23 protein-coding genes, 1 pseudogene and 1 other annotated feature (1 of these 25 cut by a window edge) are annotated in these 25937 nt (G+C 35.4%); of the genes and pseudogenes, 13 read left to right on the forward strand and 11 right to left on the reverse strand.

Annotated elements, in window-relative coordinates; translation table 11 throughout:
* Positions 1 to 4 precede the first annotated feature (4 nt).
* Positions 5 to 643: an NAD(P)-dependent oxidoreductase gene (locus MKX66_RS21920; protein ID WP_215590369.1), complete on the reverse strand. Its 639-nt coding sequence runs from the start codon at positions 641 to 643 to the stop codon at positions 5 to 7.
* 301 nt (positions 644 to 944) lie between these two features.
* Between MKX66_RS21920 and MKX66_RS21925 the strand changes: the two genes are divergently transcribed.
* The 4 genes from MKX66_RS21925 (at position 945) to MKX66_RS21940 (ending at position 7049) form a co-directional block, all read left to right on the forward strand.
* Complete coding sequence (locus MKX66_RS21925) at positions 945 to 2375, forward strand: alanine/glycine:cation symporter family protein (RefSeq protein ID WP_215551453.1); 1431 nt, start codon at positions 945 to 947, stop codon at positions 2373 to 2375.
* 222 nt (positions 2376 to 2597) lie between these two features.
* On the forward strand, positions 2598 to 4040 hold the full coding sequence (locus tag MKX66_RS21930) for an alanine/glycine:cation symporter family protein (RefSeq protein ID WP_033708503.1): 1443 nt from the start codon (positions 2598 to 2600) through the stop codon (positions 4038 to 4040).
* Between the two features lie 300 nt (positions 4041 to 4340).
* A complete protein-coding gene (locus MKX66_RS21935) occupies positions 4341 to 5522 on the forward strand; it encodes a NupC/NupG family nucleoside CNT transporter (RefSeq protein ID WP_341087132.1) in 1182 nt (393 codons plus the stop codon).
* 345 nt (positions 5523 to 5867) lie between these two features.
* Positions 5868 to 7049: a NupC/NupG family nucleoside CNT transporter gene (locus MKX66_RS21940; protein ID WP_061690049.1), complete on the forward strand. Its 1182-nt coding sequence runs from the start codon at positions 5868 to 5870 to the stop codon at positions 7047 to 7049.
* A gap of 43 nt (positions 7050 to 7092) precedes the next feature.
* On the opposite strand, the gene MKX66_RS21945 is transcribed toward MKX66_RS21940, so the two are convergent.
* From MKX66_RS21945 to MKX66_RS21955, 3 genes are all read right to left on the reverse strand, one after another.
* Positions 7093 to 8262 (reverse strand): DUF418 domain-containing protein, encoded by a 1170-nt coding sequence (locus MKX66_RS21945; protein ID WP_341087133.1) that lies wholly within the window; start codon positions 8260 to 8262, stop codon positions 7093 to 7095.
* 147 nt (positions 8263 to 8409) lie between these two features.
* Entirely contained in the window at positions 8410 to 8916 is a 507-nt protein-coding gene (locus MKX66_RS21950) for a ferritin (protein WP_002034655.1), read from the reverse strand.
* A 53-nt stretch (positions 8917 to 8969) separates the two neighbouring features.
* Positions 8970 to 9293: a MazG nucleotide pyrophosphohydrolase domain-containing protein gene (locus tag MKX66_RS21955; RefSeq protein ID WP_002089472.1), complete on the reverse strand. Its 324-nt coding sequence runs from the start codon at positions 9291 to 9293 to the stop codon at positions 8970 to 8972.
* A gap of 73 nt (positions 9294 to 9366) precedes the next feature.
* Between MKX66_RS21955 and MKX66_RS21960 the strand changes: the two genes are divergently transcribed.
* Together MKX66_RS21960 and MKX66_RS21965 are read left to right on the forward strand one after the other, a co-directional pair.
* Positions 9367 to 9945 (forward strand): LOG family protein, encoded by a 579-nt coding sequence (locus tag MKX66_RS21960; protein ID WP_012261956.1) that lies wholly within the window; start codon positions 9367 to 9369, stop codon positions 9943 to 9945.
* A gap of 367 nt (positions 9946 to 10312) precedes the next feature.
* Positions 10313 to 10816: a DinB family protein gene (locus MKX66_RS21965; protein WP_044439270.1), complete on the forward strand. Its 504-nt coding sequence runs from the start codon at positions 10313 to 10315 to the stop codon at positions 10814 to 10816.
* Positions 10817 to 10921: 105 nt separating this feature from the next.
* On the opposite strand, the gene MKX66_RS21970 is transcribed toward MKX66_RS21965, so the two are convergent.
* The 3 genes from MKX66_RS21970 to MKX66_RS21980 all read right to left on the reverse strand — a co-directional run bounded on the left by MKX66_RS21970 (position 10922) and on the right by MKX66_RS21980 (position 13821).
* Entirely contained in the window at positions 10922 to 11119 is a 198-nt protein-coding gene (locus MKX66_RS21970) for a hypothetical protein (RefSeq protein WP_000656312.1), read from the reverse strand.
* A 657-nt stretch (positions 11120 to 11776) separates the two neighbouring features.
* Positions 11777 to 12217 carry a Dps family protein gene (locus tag MKX66_RS21975; protein ID WP_002015990.1) on the reverse strand — a complete coding sequence of 147 codons (441 nt, stop codon included), beginning with the start codon at positions 12215 to 12217 and terminating at the stop codon, positions 11777 to 11779.
* Positions 12218 to 12387: 170 nt separating this feature from the next.
* Positions 12388 to 13821: an alanine/glycine:cation symporter family protein gene (locus MKX66_RS21980; protein ID WP_002191124.1), complete on the reverse strand. Its 1434-nt coding sequence runs from the start codon at positions 13819 to 13821 to the stop codon at positions 12388 to 12390.
* Positions 13822 to 14230: 409 nt separating this feature from the next.
* Here MKX66_RS21980 and MKX66_RS21985 point away from each other — a divergent pair, with 409 nt between their 5' ends.
* The 7 genes and pseudogenes from MKX66_RS21985 to MKX66_RS22015 all read left to right on the forward strand — a co-directional run bounded on the left by MKX66_RS21985 (position 14231) and on the right by MKX66_RS22015 (position 20303).
* Positions 14231 to 14728 carry a cation:proton antiporter regulatory subunit gene (locus tag MKX66_RS21985; RefSeq protein ID WP_193662838.1) on the forward strand — a complete coding sequence of 166 codons (498 nt, stop codon included), beginning with the start codon at positions 14231 to 14233 and terminating at the stop codon, positions 14726 to 14728.
* Complete coding sequence (locus MKX66_RS21990) at positions 14729 to 15928, forward strand: cation:proton antiporter (protein ID WP_000380227.1); 1200 nt, start codon at positions 14729 to 14731, stop codon at positions 15926 to 15928.
* A gap of 81 nt (positions 15929 to 16009) precedes the next feature.
* Positions 16010 to 16602 (forward strand): annotated as a pseudogene (locus MKX66_RS21995) (DedA family protein).
* A 136-nt stretch (positions 16603 to 16738) separates the two neighbouring features.
* On the forward strand, positions 16739 to 17173 hold the full coding sequence (locus MKX66_RS22000) for a DUF3920 family protein (RefSeq protein WP_002015986.1): 435 nt from the start codon (positions 16739 to 16741) through the stop codon (positions 17171 to 17173).
* A gap of 113 nt (positions 17174 to 17286) precedes the next feature.
* On the forward strand, positions 17287 to 17697 hold the full coding sequence (locus MKX66_RS22005; protein WP_002129828.1) for a MarR family winged helix-turn-helix transcriptional regulator: 411 nt from the start codon (positions 17287 to 17289) through the stop codon (positions 17695 to 17697).
* A 50-nt stretch (positions 17698 to 17747) separates the two neighbouring features.
* On the forward strand, positions 17748 to 18446 hold the full coding sequence (locus tag MKX66_RS22010; RefSeq protein ID WP_002191122.1) for a pirin family protein: 699 nt from the start codon (positions 17748 to 17750) through the stop codon (positions 18444 to 18446).
* Positions 18447 to 18653: 207 nt separating this feature from the next.
* Positions 18654 to 20303: a M4 family metallopeptidase gene (locus MKX66_RS22015; RefSeq protein ID WP_133059872.1), complete on the forward strand. Its 1650-nt coding sequence runs from the start codon at positions 18654 to 18656 to the stop codon at positions 20301 to 20303.
* A 44-nt stretch (positions 20304 to 20347) separates the two neighbouring features.
* Here the strand turns inward: MKX66_RS22015 and MKX66_RS22020 are convergent, their stop codons facing one another.
* The 4 genes from MKX66_RS22020 to MKX66_RS22035 form a co-directional block, all read right to left on the reverse strand.
* Positions 20348 to 20665: a metal-sulfur cluster assembly factor gene (locus MKX66_RS22020; RefSeq protein ID WP_000082522.1), complete on the reverse strand. Its 318-nt coding sequence runs from the start codon at positions 20663 to 20665 to the stop codon at positions 20348 to 20350.
* 118 nt (positions 20666 to 20783) lie between these two features.
* Positions 20784 to 22475: a methyl-accepting chemotaxis protein gene (locus tag MKX66_RS22025; protein WP_215590365.1), complete on the reverse strand. Its 1692-nt coding sequence runs from the start codon at positions 22473 to 22475 to the stop codon at positions 20784 to 20786.
* Positions 22476 to 22703: 228 nt separating this feature from the next.
* Positions 22704 to 24398: a methyl-accepting chemotaxis protein gene (locus MKX66_RS22030; protein WP_002129822.1), complete on the reverse strand. Its 1695-nt coding sequence runs from the start codon at positions 24396 to 24398 to the stop codon at positions 22704 to 22706.
* 417 nt (positions 24399 to 24815) lie between these two features.
* Entirely contained in the window at positions 24816 to 25634 is an 819-nt protein-coding gene (locus MKX66_RS22035) for a class I SAM-dependent methyltransferase (RefSeq protein WP_088040388.1), read from the reverse strand.
* A gap of 113 nt (positions 25635 to 25747) precedes the next feature.
* Positions 25748 to 25937: a binding site (T-box leader), on the forward strand (it continues 83 nt past the right edge of the window).

Here is a 25937-nt window from a genome sequence, read left to right on the forward strand (position 1 = left end):
TCTATTACTCAGCTTCAGAAACTACTGTGAAGCGTTCGTTTACGTGTTTTGGATTTTCGATTTCATCAAGTGCTGCAACTGCGAAGTCTTCGTAACTTACGTAGCTATCACCTTTTGAGTTAACAAGAAGGTTGTCTTTTCCAGCTGTATAAGAGCCTGTGCGTTTTCCTAATGCAAATAGTGCAGAAGGGCTGATGAATGTCCAGGTAATATCGTTTGTTTGTTGCAGAATTTCTAAGTTTTTACCTTGGTTTTGAGCTGTTGCAAGGTATTCATTTGGGAAACCTGGCGTATCAAATACACGCGTTGTTTTCTCTTCGTCTACAAATAAGCTTCCAGCGCCGCCAACTACAAGTAATTTTGTGTTAGGTGCACCTTTCATAGCTTCAATTAGTACGTTTCCTGCATCTACGTGAAGATGTTCTTCTCCTGCTGGAGCGCCGAATGCATTTACAACTACATCAAATGCTTGTAGTTCATTAGATGTCAGAGCGAATACATCTTTCTCTAAAACTTTTATATTTTCTTCTGTAATTTTTGCAGCGTTTCTTACGATTGCAGTTACTTCATGTCCGCGATCTAATGCTTCTTTTAAAATACGACTTCCTGCTTTACCAGTTGCTCCGATGATTCCGATTTTCATAATAAATCCCTCCAAAGTGTTTTGTTAAAATGTATATCTGAAAGTAAATGAATGTATTGTAATTAGGTTTGTTACAACCTGATGTAACTATTATAGTTACAGGTTGGTATTTTTGTCAATGGTGTTGTTTGTAGATTTATTTTTTGTTTTAGTATGTACATTTAAAGGGAGGAGAGTCATAAAAAGATTGTTACGTTATAAATCACTAACATTTGGAAAAGAGTAAATTGTCGAAAAATGTTGATTTTTAAATGTTTTTTAAATATAATTCGTTTTATGGAGAAAAGGAGGGGTTAATTGTATGGATATTTTAGAGCAATTTGTTTCGTCAACGAATACAATTCTTTGGTCATATATTCTTATTGCAATGTTAATTGGTTTAGGTCTTTATTTTTCTATTAAATTGAAATTCGTACAAATTACTCATTTAGGGGAAATGGTTCGATTAATGAGTGATGGATTAACTGGAAAGACACGTAAAAAGGGAAGTGTATCGTCATTCCAAGCATTTTGTATGAGTTCAGCAGCTCGTATTGGTATCGGGAACTTAGCTGGTGTAGCGCTAGCTATTTCTATGGGAGGACCTGGAGCTGTATTTTGGATGTGGGTTATTGCGATTATTGGGGCGTCTTCAAGTTTCGTAGAAAGTACGCTTGCGCAAATTTATAAAATAAAAGATGGCAGTGGCTTCCGTGGTGGTCCTGCTTATTATATGGAAAAAGGTTTAAATAAACGTTGGATGGGAATTTGGTTCTCTATTCTAATTACAATTACTTACGGATTAATTTTCAACTCCGTACAAGCAAATACAGTTACATTAGCATTTAAAAATGCTTTTGGTATTGAGCGTTACGTTGTTGGGATTGTGTTAGCGGTATTAGTTGCGGTGATTATTTTTGGTGGTGTAAAAAGTATTGCGCGTATGTCTGAAATGATCGTTCCGCCAATGGCGCTTATTTATATTGCAGTAGCAATTTTCGTCGTTATTAAAAATTATTATTTAATACCGGATATGTTTACAGAAATCTTTAAAGGGGCATTTGGTTTAGATTCAGCTGTAGGTGGCGGTATCGGTGCTGCAATGAAGTTTGGTATTCAACGCGGATTATTTGCGAACGAAGCAGGTATGGGTAGTGCGCCAAACGCGGCTGCAACAGCGGATGTAACACATCCAGCTAAACAAGGATTTATTCAAACAATCGGTGTTTTAGTAGATACGTTCTTAGTATGTACATCAACAGCGTTTATCGTACTATGTTCTGGTGCATATAAGGCAACAAATTTAGAAGGTATTGAATTAACGCAAAATGCATTAAGTTCACAAATTGGCCCATGGGCAAGTAGCTTCTTAGCGATTATCATTTTCTTATTTGCATTTAGTTCACTTCTAGGAAACTACTATTATGGTGAAACGAATATTGAGTTTATTAAGAAAAGTAAAACTTGGTTAACGATTTACCGTATTGCGGTAGTGGGAATGGTATTATTCGGTTCTATTGCGACGCTTCAAGTTGTATGGAATATGGCAGACTTATTTATGGGTCTAATGGTAATCACAAACTTAATTGCGATTACACTTCTTGGCCGATTTGCGTATGCTGCGTTGGCGGACTATGTGAAACAAAAGAAACAAGGAAAAGATCCGGTATTCAGTGCAGATTCTATTCCTGGTTTAACGAACACAGAGTGTTGGGATAAGCCGGCGGTAACAGATAAAGAAAAAGCAGTATAATAAAAAGGCGAGCATCGAGATGAATTCGATGCTCGTTTTTTTGTTGTAATTAATGATATTAAGGCTAAAAGATGATTAATATAATTTCTATAAAAAACACGGATGTTATAATTGTTAACATTTTCATGTCACAAAACCTTACATTCTTTGTCGAAAATTCTTGATTGTTAAAAGTTTTTAGAATATAATCTTCTTAGTGTTATGAAGAGGGGGAACGCAATGATGGATTTTTTAACTAGTGTTATTGGGGATATAAATAATGTTCTTTGGTCATATATTATTATTGCAATGCTAATTGGACTTGGGCTTTATTTTTCTTTCCGAGTAAAGTTTGTTCAAATACGTTACTTTGGAGAAATGATTCGTTTACTTGGGGATGGAGCGAGTTCAAAAACAAGAAAAGCGCAAAAAGAAAAAAGTGGTGTATCGTCATTCCAAGCATTTTGTATGAGTACAGCATCTCGTGTAGGTACTGGTAACTTAGCTGGTGTAGCTATCGCAATCTCAGCAGGTGGACCAGGAGCGGTATTTTGGATGTGGTTAATCGCGGTAATTGGGGGTGCTTCTGCATTTGTAGAGAGCACATTAGCGCAAATTTATAAAGTAAAAGATGGGAATGCGTTCCGTGGTGGTCCAGCGTATTATATGGAAAAGGGTTTAAAGAAACGCTGGCTAGGAGTTGTCTTCTCTGTTCTAATAACAGTTAGTTTCGGATTAATTTTCAACGCCGTGCAGTCAAACACAGTAGCGGCGGCTTTTGATGGAGCATTTAACACAGATGGTAAGTTTGTAGGTCTGTTTATGGCTGGTTTACTTGCAATCATTATCTTCGGCGGAGTAAAACGTATTGCACGTGCGGTTGAAATGATTGTTCCAGTAATGGCAATTATATATGTAGCAGTGGCATTATTCGTTGTTGTAACAAACATTACGGCAATTCCATATGTATTTAAAGAAATTTTCTTACATGCTTTCGGAATTAAAGAAGTAGTGGGCGGGGGATTAGGAGCTGCGATTTTACTAGGGGTAAAACGTGGATTATTCTCAAATGAAGCAGGTATGGGTAGTGCGCCAAACGCAGCTGCGACTGCAAACGTAACGCACCCAGTTAAACAAGGTTTCATTCAAACTTTAGGGGTATTTACAGATACATTATTAATTTGTAGTTGTACAGCATTTATCATTTTATTATCAGATGTGCCTGGAGCGGCTGATTTAAACGGAATTCAATTAACGCAACAAGCATTAAGTCAACATATCGGACCGTGGGCTTCTATATTTGTAGCAGTTGCAATCTTCTTGTTTGCATTTAGTTCATTAGTAGGTAACTACTACTATGGTGAAACAAATATTGAGTTTTTAAATGGAAGTAAAGTTTTACTAAATGTTTATCGAATCGCGGTACTTGGTATGGTTATGTTAGGTTCTGTAGCAACAATTCAAATTGTTTGGGACTTAGCAGATTTATTCATGGGTATCATGGCTATTATTAACTTAGTGGCGATTGTATTCCTTTCTAAGTATGCTTTCGCGGCATTATCAGATTACGTAAAACAAAAGAAACAAGGAAAAGATCCAGTCTTTTATGCGGAGTCTATTCCTGGTTTAAACAATACAGAGTGCTGGGACAAGCCAGCAGTAGCAGATAAAGAAAAAGCTGTATAATAAAAAGGAACGAGCATCAGAGAAATTTGATGCTCGTTTTTTTTTATGGTGATAAACTAAAGGAAGAGGGAAAATACGAACATTAATGAGTATTTTATAATAAAATGTATTTTTTTAAGAAAAGTGCGGATGTGAGTTATAATTTGTGTTAGAATGGAAAATGGCTTTGAGACAAGAGATTTTATGGTTTTTCATATCCGATTGAAGGTTTTGGAGGAGAAATGGAAAGTTCGGATTATTCCTTGTTTTGAGTAGTCAGACGTTCAACGTTAATGAAGAGTTAAATGGAGGATTTTATTAATGAAGTTTGTTATGTTTCTTGTAGGACTACTAGTTGTATTCGTACTCGGCTTTCTTATAAGTTCTGATCGTAAGAAGATCAAGTATAAACCAATCGCAATTATGCTTGTTATTCAGCTAGCGTTAACGTATTTCTTATTAAATACGCCAATTGGTTATATTTTAGTAAAAGGAATTTCAGATGGATTTGGAGCGCTTCTTGGATACGCGGAATCTGGAATCGTTTTCGTATTTGGTGGCCTTGTTAATAAAAGAGAGGTTTCATTCTTCTTAACAGCTTTATTACCAATCGTATTCTTTGCAGTGTTAATCGGAATTCTGCAACACTTTAAAATTTTACCGATATTTATTCGTGCTATTGGTACTATGCTAAGTAAAGTAAATGGTTTAGGAAAATTAGAATCATATAATGCAGTAGCGGCCGCAATTGTTGGGCAAGCAGAAGTATTTATTACAGTAAAAGATCAATTAAGTAAAATCCCAAAACATCGTTTATATACACTATGTGCATCTTCCATGTCGACAGTATCGATGTCGATCGTTGGTTCTTATATGAAAATGATTGAACCAAAATATGTAGTAACAGCACTTGTATTAAATTTATTTAGTGGTTTCATTATCATTCATATTATTAACCCGTACGATATTACAGAAGAAGAAGATACACTGAAGTTAGAAAATAAGAAAAAACAGTCATTCTTTGAAATGTTAAGCGAATATATTATGCTTGGTTTCACGATTGCGATTACGGTAGCAGCAATGTTACTTGGTTTCGTAGCATTAATTACAGCAATCAATAGCTTGTTTGATTCAGTGTTCGGTATTACATTCCAAGCTATTTTAGGATATATTTTCTCTCCATTAGCATTCGTAATGGGTATCCCGCAAGCAGAAATGGTAACAGCGGGACAAATTATGGCAACAAAATTAGTATCAAATGAGTTTGTTGCGATGCTTGATCTAGGAAAAGTAGCTGGTGATTTATCAGCTCGTACAGTTGGTATTCTTTCTGTATTCCTTGTATCATTCGCGAACTTCTCATCTATCGGAATTATTGCAGGTGCAACGAAAGGGATCGATGAAAACCAATCAAACGTTGTTTCATCATTCGGATTACGACTTGTATACGGTGCGACATTAGTAAGTCTTTTATCCGCGATTATCGTTGGTGTTATGTTATAAACAAAGATGGCCCTAGCTTATAGCTAGGGCTATTTTTTATGGTAAATTTGCATGAAAAAACCAATTAGTTAGGAATATATTAACATATAAAAATCTTTTAAAATTTATATTGCATTTCGATTAGATAACGCTTACAATTTGATTTGTAGGTGGTATCAATTTCAGACTTTCAAGTATGGTAGGAGAGAAGAAGCTACCTTTTATAAATTGCAATTTATGTAAACGCTTACTGATTTTAGAAAACAGTTGAATAATATTTAGGGATTTTAAATTTTTTTAACATCAATGGTCAGACGTCATTCGTTATACGACCGATAACTCGTGGGAGAAGTGGAGGATTCACATATGAAAATCGTAATGTTTCTAGTCGGTTTACTTGTAGTATTTGTACTAGGGTTCCTTATCAGTTCAGATCGTAAGAAAATTAAATATAAACCAATTGCACTTATGCTTGTCATTCAATTGGTACTTGCGTATTTCTTACTAAATACAAAGGTCGGATTTGTATTAGTAAAAGGGATTGCAGATGGATTTGGCGCTATTTTAAAATTTGCGGAAGCAGGGGTTAATTTCGTATTTGGTGGTCTAGCAAATGATGGACAAGCACCATTCTTCTTAACGGTATTATTACCAATTATTTTCTTAGCAGTACTAATTGGAATCTTACAACATATTAAAGTTTTACCGATTATCATTCGTGCAGTCGGTTTCGTATTAAGTAAAATTAACGGTTTAGGAAAACTTGAATCATATAATGCAGTAGCAGCGGCAATTGTCGGCCAAGGTGAAGTATTTATTACAGTAAAAGATCAATTAAGCAAATTACCGAAAAATCGTTTATACACACTTTGTGCATCATCAATGTCAACAGTTTCGATGTCAATCGTTGGTTCTTATATGAAGATGATTGATCCAAAATATGTAGTAACAGCACTTGTACTAAACTTATTTAGTGGATTTATTATCATTCATATTATTAATCCGTATGACGTAAAAGAAGAAGACGACATTTTAGAATTACAAGAAGATAAAAAACAAACATTCTTTGAAATGTTAGGCGAATATATTATGCTTGGTTTCTCTATCGCTGTAACAGTAGCGGCAATGTTAATCGGTTTCGTAGCATTAATTACAGCAATTAACGGTGTATTCGATTCAATTTTCGGAATCACATTCCAAAGCATTTTAGGATATGTTTTCTCACCATTAGCATTCGTAATGGGTATTCCAACATCAGAGATGCTAACGGCAGGACAAATTATGGCAACGAAATTAGTAACGAACGAATTCGTTGCAATGCTTGACCTTGGAAAAGTAGCTGGTGATTTATCAGCTCGTACAGTAGGTATTTTATCTATCTTCCTTGTATCATTTGCGAATTTCTCATCAATCGGAATTATCGCAGGTGCAACGAAGAGTATCGATGGCAAACAAGCAAACGTTGTATCTTCATTCGGATTAAAACTTGTATACGGTGCAACGTTAGTAAGTATATTATCAGCGATTATCGTTGGGGTTATGCTTTAATAAATTAAGAAAAGCAATGAGCGTAGGCTCATTGCTTTTTTATTTAACTTGCTCTATCTAAGTCTCTTTTAAATTGTGGTTTCTCCAAATAAGTTCCAAGCCTCCATATATACTCAACAGGACCCATTCGATATTTTCGCAGCCAACATGTGCTAACAAATAATTGAATTGTATAGATTCCAATCGTTAAAAGAATACCGAAGAAATATCCTATTTTACCGAATAAGCCAAAGCCGTATGCGTAAAAAATTGTTGTTGTGATAATAGACTGGGCTAAGTAATTACTAACCGACATTTTTCCCATATTGGCCATATATGTTAGTAGACGGGTTGCTTTTTTGTAATGGAATAATAAAATAATTGTGCTTCCGTAAAAGAAGGTCATGGTTACTGGTGTAAGGCCGTCTTGTAACATAAGTAAAATAGGATGTTTAACGAACATAGCTGAAGTTTTGATTGTAAAAGAGAAAATACCAGTAAGAATCCAGACCTTTTTGACAGCAGAGATATGCTTATCAATCTCAAATAACCATCCTTTTTTTCCTACGTACATACCGATTAAGAAGAGTGGAGATAGGAAAATGAGTGTGAAAAGTGTTATAAAGGTTAATCCGAAGAAACCGTCAATGCCTATATATTCGAAAGGATTTTCAGTTAACCTAAAGTTGACATGATCCATATAGCTTCCAGTCTCATGAACTTTATGTTCTTTTTCAATATAAGGAGCAAAATCAGTAACATTTGTATTTGGGTCAGTTGAATAAGTCATAAGTGTAAGGAGTGCGAGTAGAATAGTTGCCCAAATTAATAATGTTTTTGGCTTTCTGTTTATAAACATCAGTAAGAAAATCCCGATGAGGCCATATGAGAATAAAATATCCCCTGACCAAATGAGCACGCCGTGAATAAAACCTAGTAGTAAAAGAATAAGAATACGACGTAAATATGTAGGGGAAAACTTTTTTCCTTTTGCGACAATGCTTTTTTGTAACAAAATAATGCTAAGACCAAATAAAAAAGAGAATAAAGAAATGAAATTTTGTGTGCCAAAAAATTGAATAAACCAATTAGCACCTTTATCGAGTCCGCCAAATATATAGGATGGTTTTTCATTAGCGAAGAACCCGAATTGAATTAATGTTATATTAACAAGTAAAATACCAAATAAAGCAAAACCACGCATTGCATCAACAACTTCTACACGTTGATTCATTTTTTCTCTCCTTTTATATCATTTTATATTGAAAATAATACCATTTTATAGTTGGCACTATGTCAAATATGAGGAAATTTAAGGTGATTTTAAGCTAAAGAGAAAATAAAAAATCACCTTAATACATTCATTAAGGTGATTGGAATACTACTCAGCTGGAGGCGTAAATGTACGTTTCTCTAATTCAGCATCTAGCATAAATAATGCGTTTGAATCGCTTGTAATACGTTTTAATTTTTGGATGATGCTATCAAATGAAGCTTCTTCTTCTACTTGCTCGTCAACGAACCATTTTAAGAAGGTAATTGTTGCGTGTTCACGCTCATCCCAAGCGATATCAGATAAGTGATAAATGCGCTTCGTTACTTCACGCTCGTGCTCAAGTGCTACTTCAAAAGCATTCAATACAGAATCATATTCGTTATTAGGATGATCAAATCCAGTAATAATAGCGCGCTCGCCGCGGTCATTAATGTAGTTGTAAAGCTTCATTGCGTGGAAACGCTCTTCTTCAGCTTGTACAAGGAAAAAGTTAGCGAATCCATCGTAGCTTTCCGCTGTACAGTAAGCAGCCATTGCCATATAAGCGTGGGCAGAGTAAAATTCAAAATTCATTTGTTCATTTAGTGCGTCGTGCAATTTTTTAGATAACATAAAATCCCCCTTATTATTTTGACAAGAACATTATATCACAATTGATAATGTTCTCATTTAGATGTTTCGAATCTTTTTGAAAGCTTTGTGACGTGTGTTTCCATAATGTCTTGTAAATCCAAATCATATTTTTGTGAAAGAACAATAAGATTAGATAGTACATCACCAAGTTCTTCTTTTAGTTCTTGTTTTAGCTCTTCTTGTGTTTTCGTTTGTTCATCAGGGCGATCACGACCGATTTCAATTGCGCGAACAACGCGTGAAACTTCCCCAACTTCCTCAGTTAAGAAATTTAAGCGAATAAAGGAGTTGTACTGTGACCAGCTTCGTTTTTCGTAAAATTCCTCCACCCATCTTTGAAATGCGACGATATCCATTTCTTCCTCATCCCTTCAATATGTTGTACAATACTCATTGTATCATAACAATATATAGCTTCGGGGTGTAGGAATGAGAAAGATTTGTGTGTTTGCAGGTTCAAATTTAGGGGGAAGACCAGAATTTAAAGAGCAGGCAATAGAGTTAGGGAAAATGTTTGTTGAGAACGATTATGAGCTTGTATACGGCGGTTCATGCGTTGGATTAATGGGAGAAGTAGCAAACGAAGTTCTTCGTTTAGGTGGACGTGTAACAGGTGTTATGCCGCGTGGTTTATTCCGTGGTGAAATCGTTCATACAGGATTAACAGAATTAATTGAAGTAGAAACGATGCACGAACGTAAAGCAAAAATGGCAGAGCTTGCGGATGCTTTCATTGCATTACCAGGCGGATACGGAACATTTGAAGAGCTATTTGAAGTTGTATGTTGGTCACAAATTGGTATACATGATAAGCCAGTTGGTTTATTAAATATTAAAGACTTCTACGGACCAATTCTGCAAATGGTTGATCGCGCAGCGGAAGAAGGCTTTATGAACCCATCGAATAAAGAGTTGATCGTTTCAGCTGAGACGGCAGATAAATTAATTCATGAAATACAAAATTATGAGCGTCCTGTTTTGGGGACAAAGTGGAAGCAGTTATCATAGTACATTTTTATAGTGGATTTTGGAAACACATGTCTTTTTATCGCAAAAAGACATGTGTTTTTAATTTGGTTAAATATATTGATAGCGAGATGTGAAATCGTTGGAAGAGGGGAAGTAGATGGAGGTATGTTTTGCTGACTTAAAAAAGAACATCTGAATAAACGGTGAGTAAGGATTTATTGAGTGACATAGAATTGTTCCGTTAAAGGGTCAGATTGTGGAAGATGGCGAATGTTTTTTATGAAGTTAATAGAGGTTTTTTTAATCGTAATCAGAATAAATTTTATAGATGTAATCCTTTGGGAATTTTTAAGCAGCTATGTATCATAATCTAATCATTAAAATGAAATTTGGAGGAGAAATGAGCATGGGTCGTTCTGTATTAAAAATGTATAACTACCACTTATGGGCAAATGAAGTTATTTTAAATCGCTTAAAAGAACTACCGCAAGACATTTTCCATAAGGAAGTTAAGAGTGGTTTTTCTTCGGTGGCAAAAGTAATGTCTCACATATACCTCACAGATTTAGCCTGGCTTGAGATTATTTCTGGTAAAAGTATGAGTGATGCAATGGTACACACAGACCAATTGAAAGAACAGCTAGAAACAAAAAATATTGAGGAAATGGAAACTAGTTTTTATGAATTATCTAAACGATATAAAGAATATTTAAGTAGTCAACAAGATTATGAAAAAGTGTTTGAGGTTGATAATCCGTATGCTGGGCTCCTGGATACGACGGTTTCTGAAACAATACTACACGTCGTCACCCACGGAGCATATCACCGTGGGAATATAGCCACAATGTTGCGGCAAATGGGGCATACCTCTGTTATGCAAGATTTTGGACTATTTCTATATTCAAAATGAATTCTTTTTATTTACGATAGAATATGGGTTGTATGATGTTTTTGGGGACTGATTTTATTAGTGGTTTAAGCTTAATTATGTATTAGAGAAAAAAGGCATTCCATATTATTTTGGAATGCCTTTATCATTTTGATTACTTTGTTTTTTATACAGGTACCAGCCACCCCAACCGCCACCAATAGCTACAACAACGAGGAAAGCATAGTCTTTAACCTCGACACGTATGTTGAAAATATTAGCTATGAGTAAGAGAATCCCAACTGTTATTAACGCAAAAAATGCTCTAATTAAGTAGTCTTTCAACTGAACCACTCCCGCCATTTAAGTAGTAAATGATGAATATGGAAAAGCTTTTTTGGATCTATTTTACTAAAGGGTGTTACCTATATTTTAACATAAAAGAGATTGTAATATATTGATAAAAGTAGAGGAGGGGAGTGCTATTATTGTCGTGATTTGTTGGTAAAGCGATATTCTTTGTCGAAACGTTGATATATCGTGAGTTGCGATCGATATAATTTTATGTATTATCAAGTGCGACCAATCAATAGAAAAAAGCGACTCTGAACGAGCCGCTTCTGCTTTAAGTGGTATCTAGCTCCAGCGGCTAGAATCTCCGGTCATTTCGCTCTCTCGCTCGAAGCAAAAAGCGCTTCAAGGTCGAGAGCTCCAATGTCCTGCGATTCTGAGCGAGCCGCTTCTGCTTTAAGTGGTATCTAGCTCCGGTGGCTAGCTCTTCGTGTCTAAGAACCTTCCACATAAGAAGGCAAAAAGCGCCTTCTATGTGAAAGAACCTTAGCCAGTCAGAGCTGAACGAGCCACCTCCGCTTTAAATCTATCCAGCTCCGGTGACTAGAACAGTCGGTCATTTCGCGCCTTCCTGTGAGGCAAAAAGCGCCTCTTCGTCAGGAGCTCCAATGCCCTCTTGTTCTGAGCAAGTCACCTCCGCTTTAAAATCTATTATTGATTCAAGAATGCACGTAGCATCCAAGCGTGTTTTTCTAGTTCTGTGTAGATGCCTAGTAGTAGGTCAGATGTCATTTCGTCGTCAGATTCTTGAGCGATTACCATGCCTTTTTTTAGTTCGACTAGCATCATTTCGTAGTCTTTCATGATTGCTTCGACCATCCCTTCTGCAGTTTCTCCGTAAGCTGCTTCTTGAATAGAAGATAGTTCTAAGTATTCTTTCATTGTTGCTACTGGTTTGCCGCCAATTGCTAAAATGCGTTCTGCGATTTCATCGATGTGAGTAGCTGATTCTGTGTAAAGCTCTTCAAATTTTTCATGTAGTGTGAAGAATTGAGGTCCTTTTACGTACCAATGGAAGTTGTGTAGTTTTGTAAATAAAACGCTCCAGTTTGCTACTTGTTTGTTTAATGCTTCGATTACTTGTGTATTCATTATGATCAATCTCCTCTTGAGTTATTATTTTATATGAATTACTAATTTATAATCATTATAATCTAGTAATTTGTATAAATCAACCCTTTTGCTGGAATTAATTTGAACAAATTATGAACTGTTGTAAATAAAAAATCCCTATTACTGTGAAGTAATAGGGATTTTTATTGTTAAATAGCTTGTTTCTTCTCTTCTAAATCTTGCCCATCCCAACACTCTGTATTTTTTAAGCCAGGGATAGAACTTGCAACGAAGACAGGATCTTTTCCTTGTTTCTTTTGTTTAATATAGTCTACTAATGCTGCGTAGGCGAACTTGCTAAGGAATGAGATGGCAATTAAGTTTGTGAATACCATTAGTCCCATAAAGAAATCAGCTAAACTCCAAACTGTTTGAAGGGCAGCGATAGATCCGAAGAACACCATTCCGACAACTGCAACACGATAAATCAGTAACCATGTTTTGCTTTCTTTAATGAATGCGATATTTGTTTCACCATAATAGTAGTTTCCTAGTAAAGAACTGAAAGCGAATAGGAAAATAATAATCGCTAAGAAAGTGCTTGCCCATGGTCCAATTTGTGAACTTAATGCTTGTTGTGTTAATTCAATACCTTCTAAATTCGATCCTTTGTAAAGTCCAGAACATAATACGATAAACGCTGTTGATGTACATACTAAGAATGTATCTACGAAAACACCTAATGCTTGAACAAGTCCTTGTTTTACAGGGTGAGATACATCTGATGTTGCTGCTGCATTAGGAGAGCTACCCATACCTGCTTCTGTCGCGAATAAACCGCGCTGAATTCCGAATTTGATTGCTGCTCCAATACCACCAGCGATAGCTTGGTCTAAACCAAATGCGCTGTTAAATATTTCTGTAAAAATGCTTGGTAACATAGTGAAGTTGTTAATTACGACAAAAACAGCTACGCCGATATAAATGATTGCCATTGGAGGAACAATCATTTCTGTAATACGTGAAATGCTCTTGATACCACCAAAAATAATAACTGCAACTAATAAAGCTAATAGAGCTCCTACGATCGTTCGCTCTAGTCCAAAAGCATTTTCAAATGCTATTGTTACCGTGTTTGCTTGTACAGAATTGAAAATTAATCCGTACGCAACTGTAATAAGAAGTGAAAACCAAACACCCATCCAGCGTTTGTTTAACCCTTTTTCCATGTAATACGCTGGTCCACCACGGAATCTGCTTCCATCTTTTACTTTATAAATTTGCGCGAGCGTACATTCTACAAAACTAGTAGCTGCTCCAAGGATAGCGATAAACCACATCCAAAATATTGCGCCAGGTCCACCCATTGAAATGGCTAATGCTACACCAGCTAAGTTCCCGATACCAATACGTGCTGCTGCACTTAAGCAAAATGCTTGGAATGGAGAGATGCTATCTTTCTTTTTTTCTTTTCGATTAAATCCTTTACTAATTAAACTGACCATCTCACGGAAATGAGTAATTTGGACAAATTTTAATTTGAAAGAGAAATAAAGACCGAAGCCGATTAACATTGCAATAAGAATATATGACCATAAAATATTATTCGTTACCTCAAGGAATCTGCTAAAGATATCAACCATATAATACACTTCCTTTTTTTCGTAATAAGAAAATTATATGCAAAAAATATACTAGAATCAATTTTTCTAAAAAATCATGTTACTTAAATGTATTTCATGTTATGATTATGTTACATCGTAATATTTTTAGAATTATTTACATTTTAAAAAACTAAATTTAAAGCGAAAAAGAGGGGATAATTTGAAAGAAGAATCTTTATTGAAAGTAAGTCTTAAGAGTTTGAAAATAAGAAGTAATTTATTTTTTATCATTACATCTTTAAGTATCTTTTTAGGAGCCACTTATTATTACAATAAAAGATTTCCAAGTCATAGGTATCCTGAATGGTTAGAATTTCTAAAATTGATTGGATGAACAAAAGACAGAAAAACAGAAAATTAAAATAAAGAAGTTATGGAGGAGCTAAATATGAATATTAGAGAAAGTGAACTTCCGGGTATTGGTTATAAATTTCAAATCGTTACGAAAGGTAACGAAAAGATGGTGATCGTCATTCATGATGATGGGCGTAGAGAAATGTATCATTTTGATTCAGATCATGAAGAAAGCATCTCAAGTATTTCATTGCGTGACTCAGAGGCGAGACAAATTGCAGCAATATTAGGTGGAATGGTATATAAGCCTAGAGCATTAGAAAATGTTGAGATGGTCTTTGAAGGTTTAGCAATTGAGTGGTTTAAAGTGGAGAATGCAGCTCCGGCAATCGGAAAAACAATTGGCGACCTTGAAATAAGAAAAACATATAGCGTAACGATAATTGCAGTTATGAAAAAGAATATGAAAAAGCTATTTAATCCAGGTCCAGACACGGCGATTGAAGAAGGAGATATGCTTGTAGTTTCTGGTGAGAGAGAAGAAATTAAAAAGATTATTAATGAATTACTTTCGAATAGGGGGACTGACTAGATGGATACTTTAATTTTTGAAGTTGGTACAGCTTTAGTTTTAGTAGCAATTGCGGCGGTAATCGCTGGAAAGTTTAAATTCTCAGTAATTCCTTTTCTAATTGTTCTTGGCATGTTAGTAGGTCCGCACGCGCCGACAATAGGTGTTATCGATCTCAAATTTATTGAAAGTGCAAGTGTGATATCCTTCCTTGGAAGGATTGGTGTTCTGTTCCTTCTTTTCTATCTGGGATTAGAGTTTTCGATGAAAAAACTAATTAAATCTGGACGTTCTATCGCGATTGGCGGAACAATCTATATTTTGATTAACTTTTCACTAGGATTATTATACGGATTTATAATGGGATTCCCGTTACTCGAAATCTTAATTATTGCGGGTATTATTACGATTTCTTCTAGTGCTATCGTTGCAAAGGTATTAGTTGATTTAAGAAGAACTGGTAATAATGAAACCGAATTAATTTTAGGAATTATTATGTTTGAAGATATATTCCTTGCTGTATATTTATCAGTAGTTTCTGGCTTAGTTCTTGGGGATCACGCTTCCTTCTTAGGTGCCCTTACTTCAATTGGAATTGCTTTAGGATATATGCTTCTATTCTTTATTGTGGCTAGAAAAGCAACGCCGTTATTAAATAGATTGCTCAATATTAGTTCAGATGAAATTTTCATTATTGTAGTATTTGCTTCGTTGTTCTTTATTGCAGGTTTTTCAGAAACAATTCACGTTGCAGAAGCAATCGGGGCACTTCTTTTAGGGTTAGTTTTCTCTGAGACAGAGCATAGTGATCGAATTGAACATCTTGTTGTTCCATTTAGAGACTTCTTCGGAGCTATTTTCTTCTTCAGTTTCGGATTAAGTATCGATCCGTTTTCATTAGGCGGGGCGATATGGTTAACGTTAGGTGCTGTCCTTCTTACAATCGTCGGAAACTTTGTTGCAGGGATGATTGCAGGAAGACAAGCTGGATTATCTCATAAAGCATCAACAAATATTGGATTAACAATCGTTTCAAGAGGAGAATTCTCCATCATTATGGCTAATATCGGCATCGCCGGTGGTTTAATGTCAGTACTGAAACCATTCTCAGCACTATACGTGCTTATACTATCGATCTTAGGTCCACTTCTGACGAAAGAGTCAAAGAATGTATATAAATTTTTAAATAAAATCTTTAAGTGGGATACGAAGACTAGATAAATTTTGAAAAAATAAAAGTACAAGATATTTACTGCTTGTACTTTTATTTTTTGCAATGAAAACAGTAAAGAGAGGTAAATGATGTTAGGAGAGTTGATTCATTCAGTTTTAGTTTTTCTAGAAGGACTTGGTTATTGGGGAATTATGCTGGGATTAATGATAGAGGTTATCCCAAGTGAAATCGTATTATCTTATGCAGGTTATTTAGTATCAACAGGAAGCATTACATTTTGGGGGCTGTCGCGTTCGGTACAATTGGTGGTGTAATCGCACAACTATTCATTTATTGGATCGGTCGATACGGAGGAAGACCTGTTCTTGAGCGATATGGAAAATATATTTTGATTCAGAAGAAACATATTGATTATGCTGAAGCGTGGTTTAATCGTTACGGAACTGGTGTTATTTTTACAGCGCGTTTTATTCCTGTTGTGCGTCATGCTATTTCCATACCAGCGGGTATTGCGAAAATGTCACATGCTAAGTTTATTACGCTAACTACACTAGCTGTTATTCCATGGTCAATTGTATTTGTATATTTAGGTTTTAAATTAGGAACAGAGTGGGAAAGTATTAATAAAGTAGCTGGGCCATATGTGAAATACTTTGCACTTGCTGCTATTGTTTGTGCAATTGGTTATTTTATATTAAAAAAAATGATGAAAAAAAAGTGATTACGGAAAAAGAATCTATGCTGACATAGATTCTTTTTTATCGTCATTTTTTAAAGGATGAAAGTGTATGTTTAATATTTTACATATTGTGGCATACATATAGGAAAAGGGAGTTTAGGAAGGGGATTATTGAGAAATGGAACTCCAGTTTCAAAATGTATATCAACAAGTTGAGAATTGGTATGTGTTGGATTCGGAGCTTCCTTGGGATGTCAAAAAGTTAAGAAATGATTTGTTTTCTCTTATTGAAGTAAGTGCAACGCCAGTTATTTTTTGTGATACGTGTGATGCGAATCATGTACTTTTATCATTAGGAGAAGAAGAAGAGGAGTTTTTATTCCCAGTAGGTGGTTTTTATCATAAAGAAAAACAATTAATTTTCGTTTGTATGTGGGAAGAGTATGAGCAAGTGCTCAAAACGCTATTGCATGAATTCAGGCATGCGATGCAGCATAAGGACGATGTACTATATGTTGGAAATGAACTATACGAAGAAAGATGGATCGAGAAAGATGCGAGGCATTTCGCGGAGAGGAAGCTAGATGAATATAAAAATAGAAATTTAATCTGAAGCATAGTGGAGAAAAATCACTGTGCTTTTATTTATTGCTAATTAAAAATAAGTAGTTGACCTTTAATAAGTTTAGTTCTAAACTAATAGTATCAAATGAGCGAGGTGATGGAATGAAAGCAGGGGAAAGACTTGGAGTACTATTATGGTTTCGTTTATCACGCTTTTATAATAGAAGTATTCGTGAGACGAATCAGCATTTGAAAAAGTGGAATGTATCTGCCGCTCAGTTTGATGTATTAGTTCAAATTGGAGGAAACGATCGTTTAACGCAGCAAGAACTTGGAAATAAGTTGTTTGTTACGAAAGGAAATGTTACTCAACTTTTAAATAAGATGGAGCAACTAGATTGGATTCAGCGTGAACAAGAAGGTACTACGAAATATATTTCATTAACAGAAAAGGGAAAGGTTCTATATGAAGAAATAGTCCCGCCGCAAGAAACATTTCAAGCAGAGCAATTTGATAAGTTAAATAGAGAAGAACAAAAACAATTATTAGAATTACTGAAGAAGTTGCAGTGATAAAATTAAAAATAATTATCTCGATTTCGAGATAATATGAGGTGAAGGATATGTTTAGAAAAGTTGATCATAAAAATATGGGAAGAGCAAATCACGGTTGGTTAAATACACATTTTCATTTTTCCTTTGCAAATTATTATAATCCAAACAACATGAATTTTGGAGCAGTACGTGTTATGAATGATGATTTAATAGCGCCACAAACTGGTTTTGATATGCATCCGCACCGTGATATGGAGATTATCTCTTACGTTATAGATGGTGAATTAACACATGAAGATAGTATGGGGAACCGCGGGACAATTGAGCGTGGGCATGTTCAATATATGAGTGCAGGTACTGGTGTATTTCACAGTGAGCATAACTTAGGAAGTGAAACATTACGTTTATTGCAAATTTGGATTTTACCAGACCGCGACGGTCATAAACCAAACTATGGTGAGTTTAAATTTGATTGGAGTAAACGTGAAAATGAGTGGTTCCATATGGTATCTCCTTCTGATGGAGATGCACCAATTCATATTCACCAAGATGCAAATTTATATTCTTTATCATTAGAAGCTGGTAAAGAAATTCATTTTCCTGTTAAAGAAGGACGTCAATTGTACCTTGTACAAATTGAAGGTAGCAGCGTTGTAAACGGTGAAACACTCGTAATGCGTGATGCAGCGGAGGCTGTAGAAGAAGATATTCACATTCAAGCGAAAGAAAACTCTCACTACTTAGCGATTGAAATGAAAATGGAATAAAGTGAAACTTTAACCCATGGCGGTTTTAAGTATGTGAATAGCGAGATGAAAAGTTATAGGGAAGAGGATATCGAAAACGATATCCTTTTTTGTGTGAGTTAAATTAACAGAAAAAACTTTCTCAATTTTTGAGAGCAGGTATTGGAAAGATTATTCAGAATATTTATAAAGGTGTTAAAAACTTTTAGGGAAATGGGGAGTGTTAGATTGAAAAAGCAAGTAATTTCATCAGCATTAGCATTAACTGTTATCGCAAGTGGGTTTGGGGCATTTGGAGCAACTACGACGAAAGCAGAAGAGCAAAAAATCCAGTATCACCAAGAGTTTAAAACACCAGCTTACATAGGTGAAGAATGGAAAGCGCCGGAAGGATTAGATAAAAAAGAGACGGTCTTTCAATATTTAGAGAGTAAAAAGGATATGTTTAAACTAGCGGGAAATATTGACAAACATTTCAATATCGTTGGTGAAGAAAAAGATGCTGAGTCTGGTACAACACATGTGAAGTTAGTTGAGAAGCATAATAACATTCCTGTGTATGGTTCAGATCAAACGGTTACGCTTGATAAAGAGAACAATGTAAAAGCATTTTTCGGACAAGTTATTCCGAGTTTAGATGATAAAAATATTCCTGCATCTGCAAGTATTAGTGCGGAACAAGCAGAAACGATTGCAAAAGCTAATATTGAGAAAGAAATTGGTAAAGTAAAGAATTATGATGGTGTGAAAAAAGATTTATATGTGTATGAAAAAGATGGTCAATACTATCTTGCATATCTTGTAAAAGCGTCGGTTTCGAAACCAGCTCCAGGATATTGGCATTACTTTGTTGATGCAACAAATGGAAATGTTATTGAGAAATATAATGCTGTAGATAACATTACTGGATTTGGTTACGGAGTATTAGGTGCTAGACAATCATTTGAAATTGCTCAAGATACGAAAACAGGAGCGTTCAACTTATTTGATGGTACACGAGGACAAGGTGTCCATACATTTGATGCAGAGAATATGAACGAAGACTGGTTTAATTTATTCTCACAAATTCTTGGATATACAGGAGAAGAAATTGGAAGTAAATCTAAGTTCTTCGAAGATAAAGCGGCAGTTGATGCGCATGTGAATGCAGGAAAAGTATATGATTATTATAAAAAGACATTTAACCGTAACTCTTTCGATGATAAAGGTGCAAAACTTATTTCTGCTGTTCACGTAGGTGAATCTTGGAATAACGCAGCGTGGAACGGTGTGCAAATGATGTATGGTGATGGAGATGGTAAGACATTTATTCCATTATCAGCAGGGCTAGATGTTATTGGCCACGAATTAACGCATGCTGTAACTGAACATACAGCAAACCTTGTATATAAAAATGAATCAGGAGCGTTAAATGAATCGTTATCTGATATTATGGGCGTCATGGTTGAGAAGAAGAGCTGGGATTTAGGTGCTGATATTTATACACCTGGTAAACCTGGTGATGCACTTCGTTCTCTAAAGGATCCAGCATCTATTCCAAACCCATTAAAACCAGGTGAAGGTTACCCAGATCACTACAATAAACGTTATACTGGAACAGCTGATAATGGCGGCGTTCATATTAACAGTAGTATTAACAATAAGGCGGCGTATTTAGTTTCTGAGGGCGGCACGCATTACAATGTGAAAGTAACTGGAGTGGGCCGTGAAGCAACAGAAAAAATTTACTATCGTGCTCTTACAAAATATTTAACTGCAAACTCTGATTTCAAAATGATGCGCCAAGCTGCACTTCAATCAGCAGAAGATTTATTCGGTAAAAACTCTAAAGAGGTACAAGCTGTAACGAAAGCTTATGACGCTGTAGGAGTAAAATAATAAGAGAAAAAAGACCTGACTGGATTGTCAGGTCTTTTCCTTATTTAATCACGAATACCTAGTGCGATTTTCGCCATACGCGACATACGTTCTTTCGTCCATGGCGGATTCCATACAACGTTTACTTCTATTTCATTTACTTCAGGTACGTTCGTTGATAATACTTTTTTAACGTCTGATACGATTTGGCCAGCCATTGGACAACCGATAGAAGTCATTGTCATTGTAATGACAGCATTATTATTTTCATCTGCTGTAACGTCATAAACTAATCCAAGATTGATAATATCAACACCTAGCTCAGGGTCAATAACAGCTTCTAAGTTGGCATATAACTTTTCTTCAAATGCTTGTTGTGACATGTGTAGCACCCCCTAAATATTAATGATATCGGTTCTCATTATAACGGATATGCGGGATAAGTGCAGGAAATGAGCTCAAAAAAATATTCCTCCCTGAGAGGAATATTTTTTTGAAAAGCTATTCAGTTTTAAAATGAGATACAAGCTGATCTAATTCTTCAACTGTTTGTTTCATTTGTTTTGCAGTGAGAGTCATTTCATTCATCACGATGACTTTCTGTTCAGCAGATTGTGCCGTTGCGGCTGTTTCACTAGATACTTCATTTGAAATAGAAGCGATGTTATTAAGTGAAGCGTTCATTTCTTCAGCGCTTGCAGCCATTTCTTCAGCAGTTGCTGATATGTCTTGCATTTGAGTTGATACTTTATTTATTTGTTCAACAATTGTTGTGAAAGAAGTACCAGCCTCACGAACGACAGTAATGCCTTCAAATGCTTCAGAGCGGCCTTGGGACATCATAGAGCTAGCGGTCTCAGTATCATTTTGAATTTGGTGCAGCAATTGGTTAATATCTGTTGCAGCTGTTTTTGATTGTTCAGCAAGTTTACGAACTTCATCAGCTACGACAGCAAATCCTTTTCCTTGTTCACCGGCACGAGCAGCTTCAATAGAAGCATTTAAAGCAAGTAGATTTGTTTGTTCAGCGATATTAGAAATAGATTGTACAGCTGTATCAATATATTTTGTATGAGTGATTAGACGTTCGACTACTTCTGATGTAGCATTTACAGCTTCATGTATCGTTGTCATTTGTGAAACAGATTTTTGGATAACAGTACTTCCGTCGTTAGCGTGTTCAGATGTAGCTACAGCAAGTTCGGCTACAGATGAAGCAGATTCAGCGATACGCTGAACACTTATTGCCATATCATCCATCGCAGTCGAGCTTTCTTCCATACTAGAAGTTTGCGATTGAATACTTGAATTTAAGTTGGACATCGAGCTTTGAACTCTTATTGTTGCCTCGCGTGATGTATTAGTCTTTTCTAGCATATTTTCAGAAGCTGTTTGTACTTCTACAGATGTTTTTTGAACACGATTAATGATATGTTGCAGGTTTTCTAACATTTTATTAAACGATGATGCAATTGCACCGATTTCATCATTGCTATTTACTTGTAGACGGGCTGTTAAGTCGCCTTCTTGAGAGGCTAATTCTTTTAGTTTAGTATCAATTTGTTGAATTGGTTTTACAAGCTTACCAGAGAACCACCATGCAAGAATAATTGCAGTTACAATACAAATAACAAGTGATAAGAAGACAACATATTCAATTCGTAGTGAAGATTGATCAATTTTTTCAATAGATTGTTCACGTAATTTAGCTTGTTCATTACTGTAATTTGTGAAATCACCGATTACTTTATAAACAGTGCCATTCTCTGTAGAAGCTACTTGTAAAGCTTCTTCCCATTTTTGTTCTTTTGCAAGAGTGAATACTTTCTCTTCAATGAACTTTCTCCAAGTGGATCCTAATTCCATTGTGCTTTTCACGGACTGAGAAGTGTTAGGGTTAGAAAGAAGTTGCCCTTTTGTATCTTCAAGACGTTTACTCATCTCATTAAACTTGTCTAATTCGACTTGATCATGTTGTAGTAAATAACCTCTTAAAGCAGAAAGTTGTACTTGATAAGCGTCTCCGCGCTCTTTCAATTCTGTTGCAAGAGGAGAAATTTCTTTTTGTAATGTTTCAGCTTTATGAGACTGATCCATGGTAAAGAATAAAATAAAAGCTAAGGCGATGCCGAATAAAGCGCAAATCATTCCCATCATGAACATTAGTTTTTTTCGAATGCTAATAAAATTCATATGATAAAAATCCTCCTTGTAAAATCTTAGTATTAGAATTAATTAATTAATGTAAAAAATTGAAAGAAAGCTTTACTCCATCTGGAATAAAGCTTTCTTCTTTCCTTTAGGAATTATAGCAGACAGAATGGGAGATAGAAAGAGATATTTTAGCGTGAAAAAAGAGAGACTCTAAATCGCTCTTTCTAACAATTTAGAGTTCGTAGAAGTATAAATGAAATTTTCATTTTAACTATTTGTTTTGAAATGAGAAACGAGCACTTCAAGTTCTTGCACAATTGTTTTCATTTCTGATGATTTTTTAGCAACGACACTCATTTTGTTTACTTGGTCACCAGCTGAAGTTGCTGTTTTCGATGTTTCGGCAGCAACTTCATTTGAAATAGAAGCGATATTATTTAAAGCTGCATTCATTTCTTCAGAACTTGCGGCCATTTCTTCAGCAGTTGCAGACATTTCTTGTATTTGTGTAGAGAAATTGTTAATGTGATTAACAATTTCTGAGAATGAAGATCCAGCGGTACGAATGACTGTAATTCCTTCAGAAGCTTCTGACTGACCTTGTGTCATCATGTCATTTGCTATTTTTGTGTCCGCTTGAATTTGATGAAGTAAATGGTTAATGTCATTTGCTGCTAGCTGAGATTGTTCAGCAAGTTTTCGTACTTCATCGGCAACAACAGCGAATCCTTTTCCGTGTTCACCAGCACGGGCCGCTTCAATAGAAGCATTTAAAGCGAGCAAATTCGTCTGCTCGGCAATATTAGAAATAGATTGAAGTGCAGTATCAATATGATTCGTATGTGTAATGAGTCGCTCTACCACTTGTGATGTAGCGTTAACAGCTTCGTTAATTGTATGCATTTGTGTAATAGATTTTTCAATGACTTTATTTCCATCATCTGCTTTTTCAGAAGTTGTAACAGCTAGGCTAGCGGCAGAAGAGGCAGCTTGTGCAATGCGCTGAACACTCGTTGCCATATCATCCATTGCGGTTGAACTTTCTTCAATGCTAGAAACTTGTGAACGAATATTGTGCTCAAGAGCATTCATAGTCTCTTTAGTTTTTGCGGTATTTTCCATAGAAGCAGTTGTTTCGATAAACACATTTTCAGAAGCTTCTTTTACACTTGTTGATGTTTGTTGAACTTGCTTTATTATACGCTGTAAGTTAGCAAGCATTTGATTAAAGGAATTTGCGATGTCACCAATTTCATCTTTACTCGTTACGTGTAATCTAGCGGTTAAATCGCCATCTTGAGAAGCTAATTCTTTTAACTTCGCATCAATTTGTCGAATCGGTTTAACGAGTTTACCAGAGAACCACCATGCCAATAGAATAGACGTTAATGTACATGTAATGAGTGAGAAGAAAATAATATATTGAATAAGGGATGAAGAAGACTCTACGTCAGCAATTAATACGTCCCGTTTGTCATTTTCTTCATTTGCATATTTAGTAAAACGACTTAAAAGATCATTTACATAATCTGTTTGAGCAAGAGCAATTTTGGATGCTTCATCCCATTTTCCTTCCCGTGCAAGAGGGAGGACTTCATTATCTACGACGCTGCGCCATTTTGCTCCCATTAAAATGGCCTCTTTCATTCCTTCTGGGAGTTTTTTATCACTTGTTACTTTCTCCCTAGTATCAGCTAGTTTTTTTCCTTCCCGGTTGAATTTATCCAATCCTTTTTGGTCATGTGATAGTAAATATTCTTGTAAACCAGCGACCTGCGCTTGGAACCAATCGCCACGTTCTTTTAAAATCGTTGCTCTTTTCGATACATCATTCTTTAATGTTTCGATTTCACTTGCTTGATTCATCGCGAATGAAAGAATAACAATAAGAGCAATGCTAAATAAGGAAGAAATGCTTAAGAGTGTGAACAGTAGTTTTTTTCGAATGCTAACATATTTCATTGTTACCCCTACCTTTTTTTGAAAAAACTATTTATTGCAATTTATAAATATTGAGAACGAAACTAATAAAAACATAATTAAGAAGTTATTAATCTGTTCAATGAAAATTATAGCAGATAATGGAATATGGCAGATTAATGTGAGTAAATGTTCTTAAAATGTATACATTTGTATATCAAAAAATTCATAAATAAAAATCAGAAATGGTATTGTAATTTGAAATAACATCCTGTATACTTCTAATTAGTTGATAACGATTATCACTATCAACTAAACATTACTCTTCGTTATGTTGGTCATACCCCTTTTTGACGACGTAAGTCAGAGACGAATGTTAAAATATCTTGTGTCCTATTCTACAGAATTATGGTAATCTCCAACCTCAACTTATATGCGTAAGCATGCAAAAAAAGGATCCTATCCGTGAAGGGATCCTTTTTTGCATGTTGTCGCAATTAATGTATATAGACCGGGTATACGCTCTTCAATTCCCTCTGGTGCAGTAGAAGGGAAAACCCACTTTTGATGAGATCCGTGTTCTTCAATCAATTTTTCAACCTTGAAATTTGTTTCTGCCATTGATGTAATTATTTCTCCTAGTGTCCAGCGCCTAATTTTTGTTCTCGGTAAAGCGTATTTCTGTGATCCCGTAAGGAGAGTACTATAAGCTACGTCATCTTCAATAAGTTCCTCGTCGAAATAATTTCCATTTGCTCGAAATGATGGATGATCTACTCCTAATAATTTTGTATAAACGGGATGATAGTCACGTAGTATAAAGGTCCCATCTTGTTTTAGTAAGTGAGAGATTATATGAAAGAGTGGCTTTAAGTCTAAAAAGTAATGGAGCACGCCAAGTTCCAGTAACACGATATCAAATGATTGGGATAGATTTAAATCTAGTACATCGGAAATGATATATTGAATAGAGACACCAGCAGCTTCGGCTAGTTCGGTTGCGTATTTTTCATTACTTGCTGAAATGTCTACAACTGTTACATCGGCTCCTAAAAGAGCAAGAGCAACTGCTTTATTTCCTTTTGATCCGAGTAAATTAATAATACGCTTTCCTTTTGGAGATTGTATGTAAGGTAAATAATGATTTACCTCGCGCACGGGATCTTCCATGAGCTTTTTCGCATAATCCTCTGGCGCCCCGTGGCGATTTGTCCAAGCTTCATAAGCAGCTGCGTTCCAACTTTTTTCATTAATAGTACTTAGTTGTTTTTGATTCAATTTTATCACTCCTTTTGTGAACGTATAGTTATTCGTTGAATGAGTAGAATTTCCTGTTTTTTTGAATAAAAGTTTGATTTTTCTGTTGTTAAGTCGTAAAATACGTTTTATACATAAAAGCGTTGAAAAGGAAAAGTAGAATGAAATCATTCTGTCCAGAGAGCTTCGGTAGCTGAGAAGAAGCAAGAATATTCATTTGAACAATGGCCTTTGAGCTTCGTCCTGAACTTATCAAATGATAATAGTAGGCGGCGACGAGAGTTGGTACTCGTTATCAAAACCACAGTATACGAGCATGAATTG

The organism is Bacillus sp. FSL R9-9530 (assembly GCF_038008145.1).
In the GTDB taxonomy this organism is placed as follows: domain Bacteria; phylum Bacillota; class Bacilli; order Bacillales; family Bacillaceae_G; genus Bacillus_A; species Bacillus_A mycoides.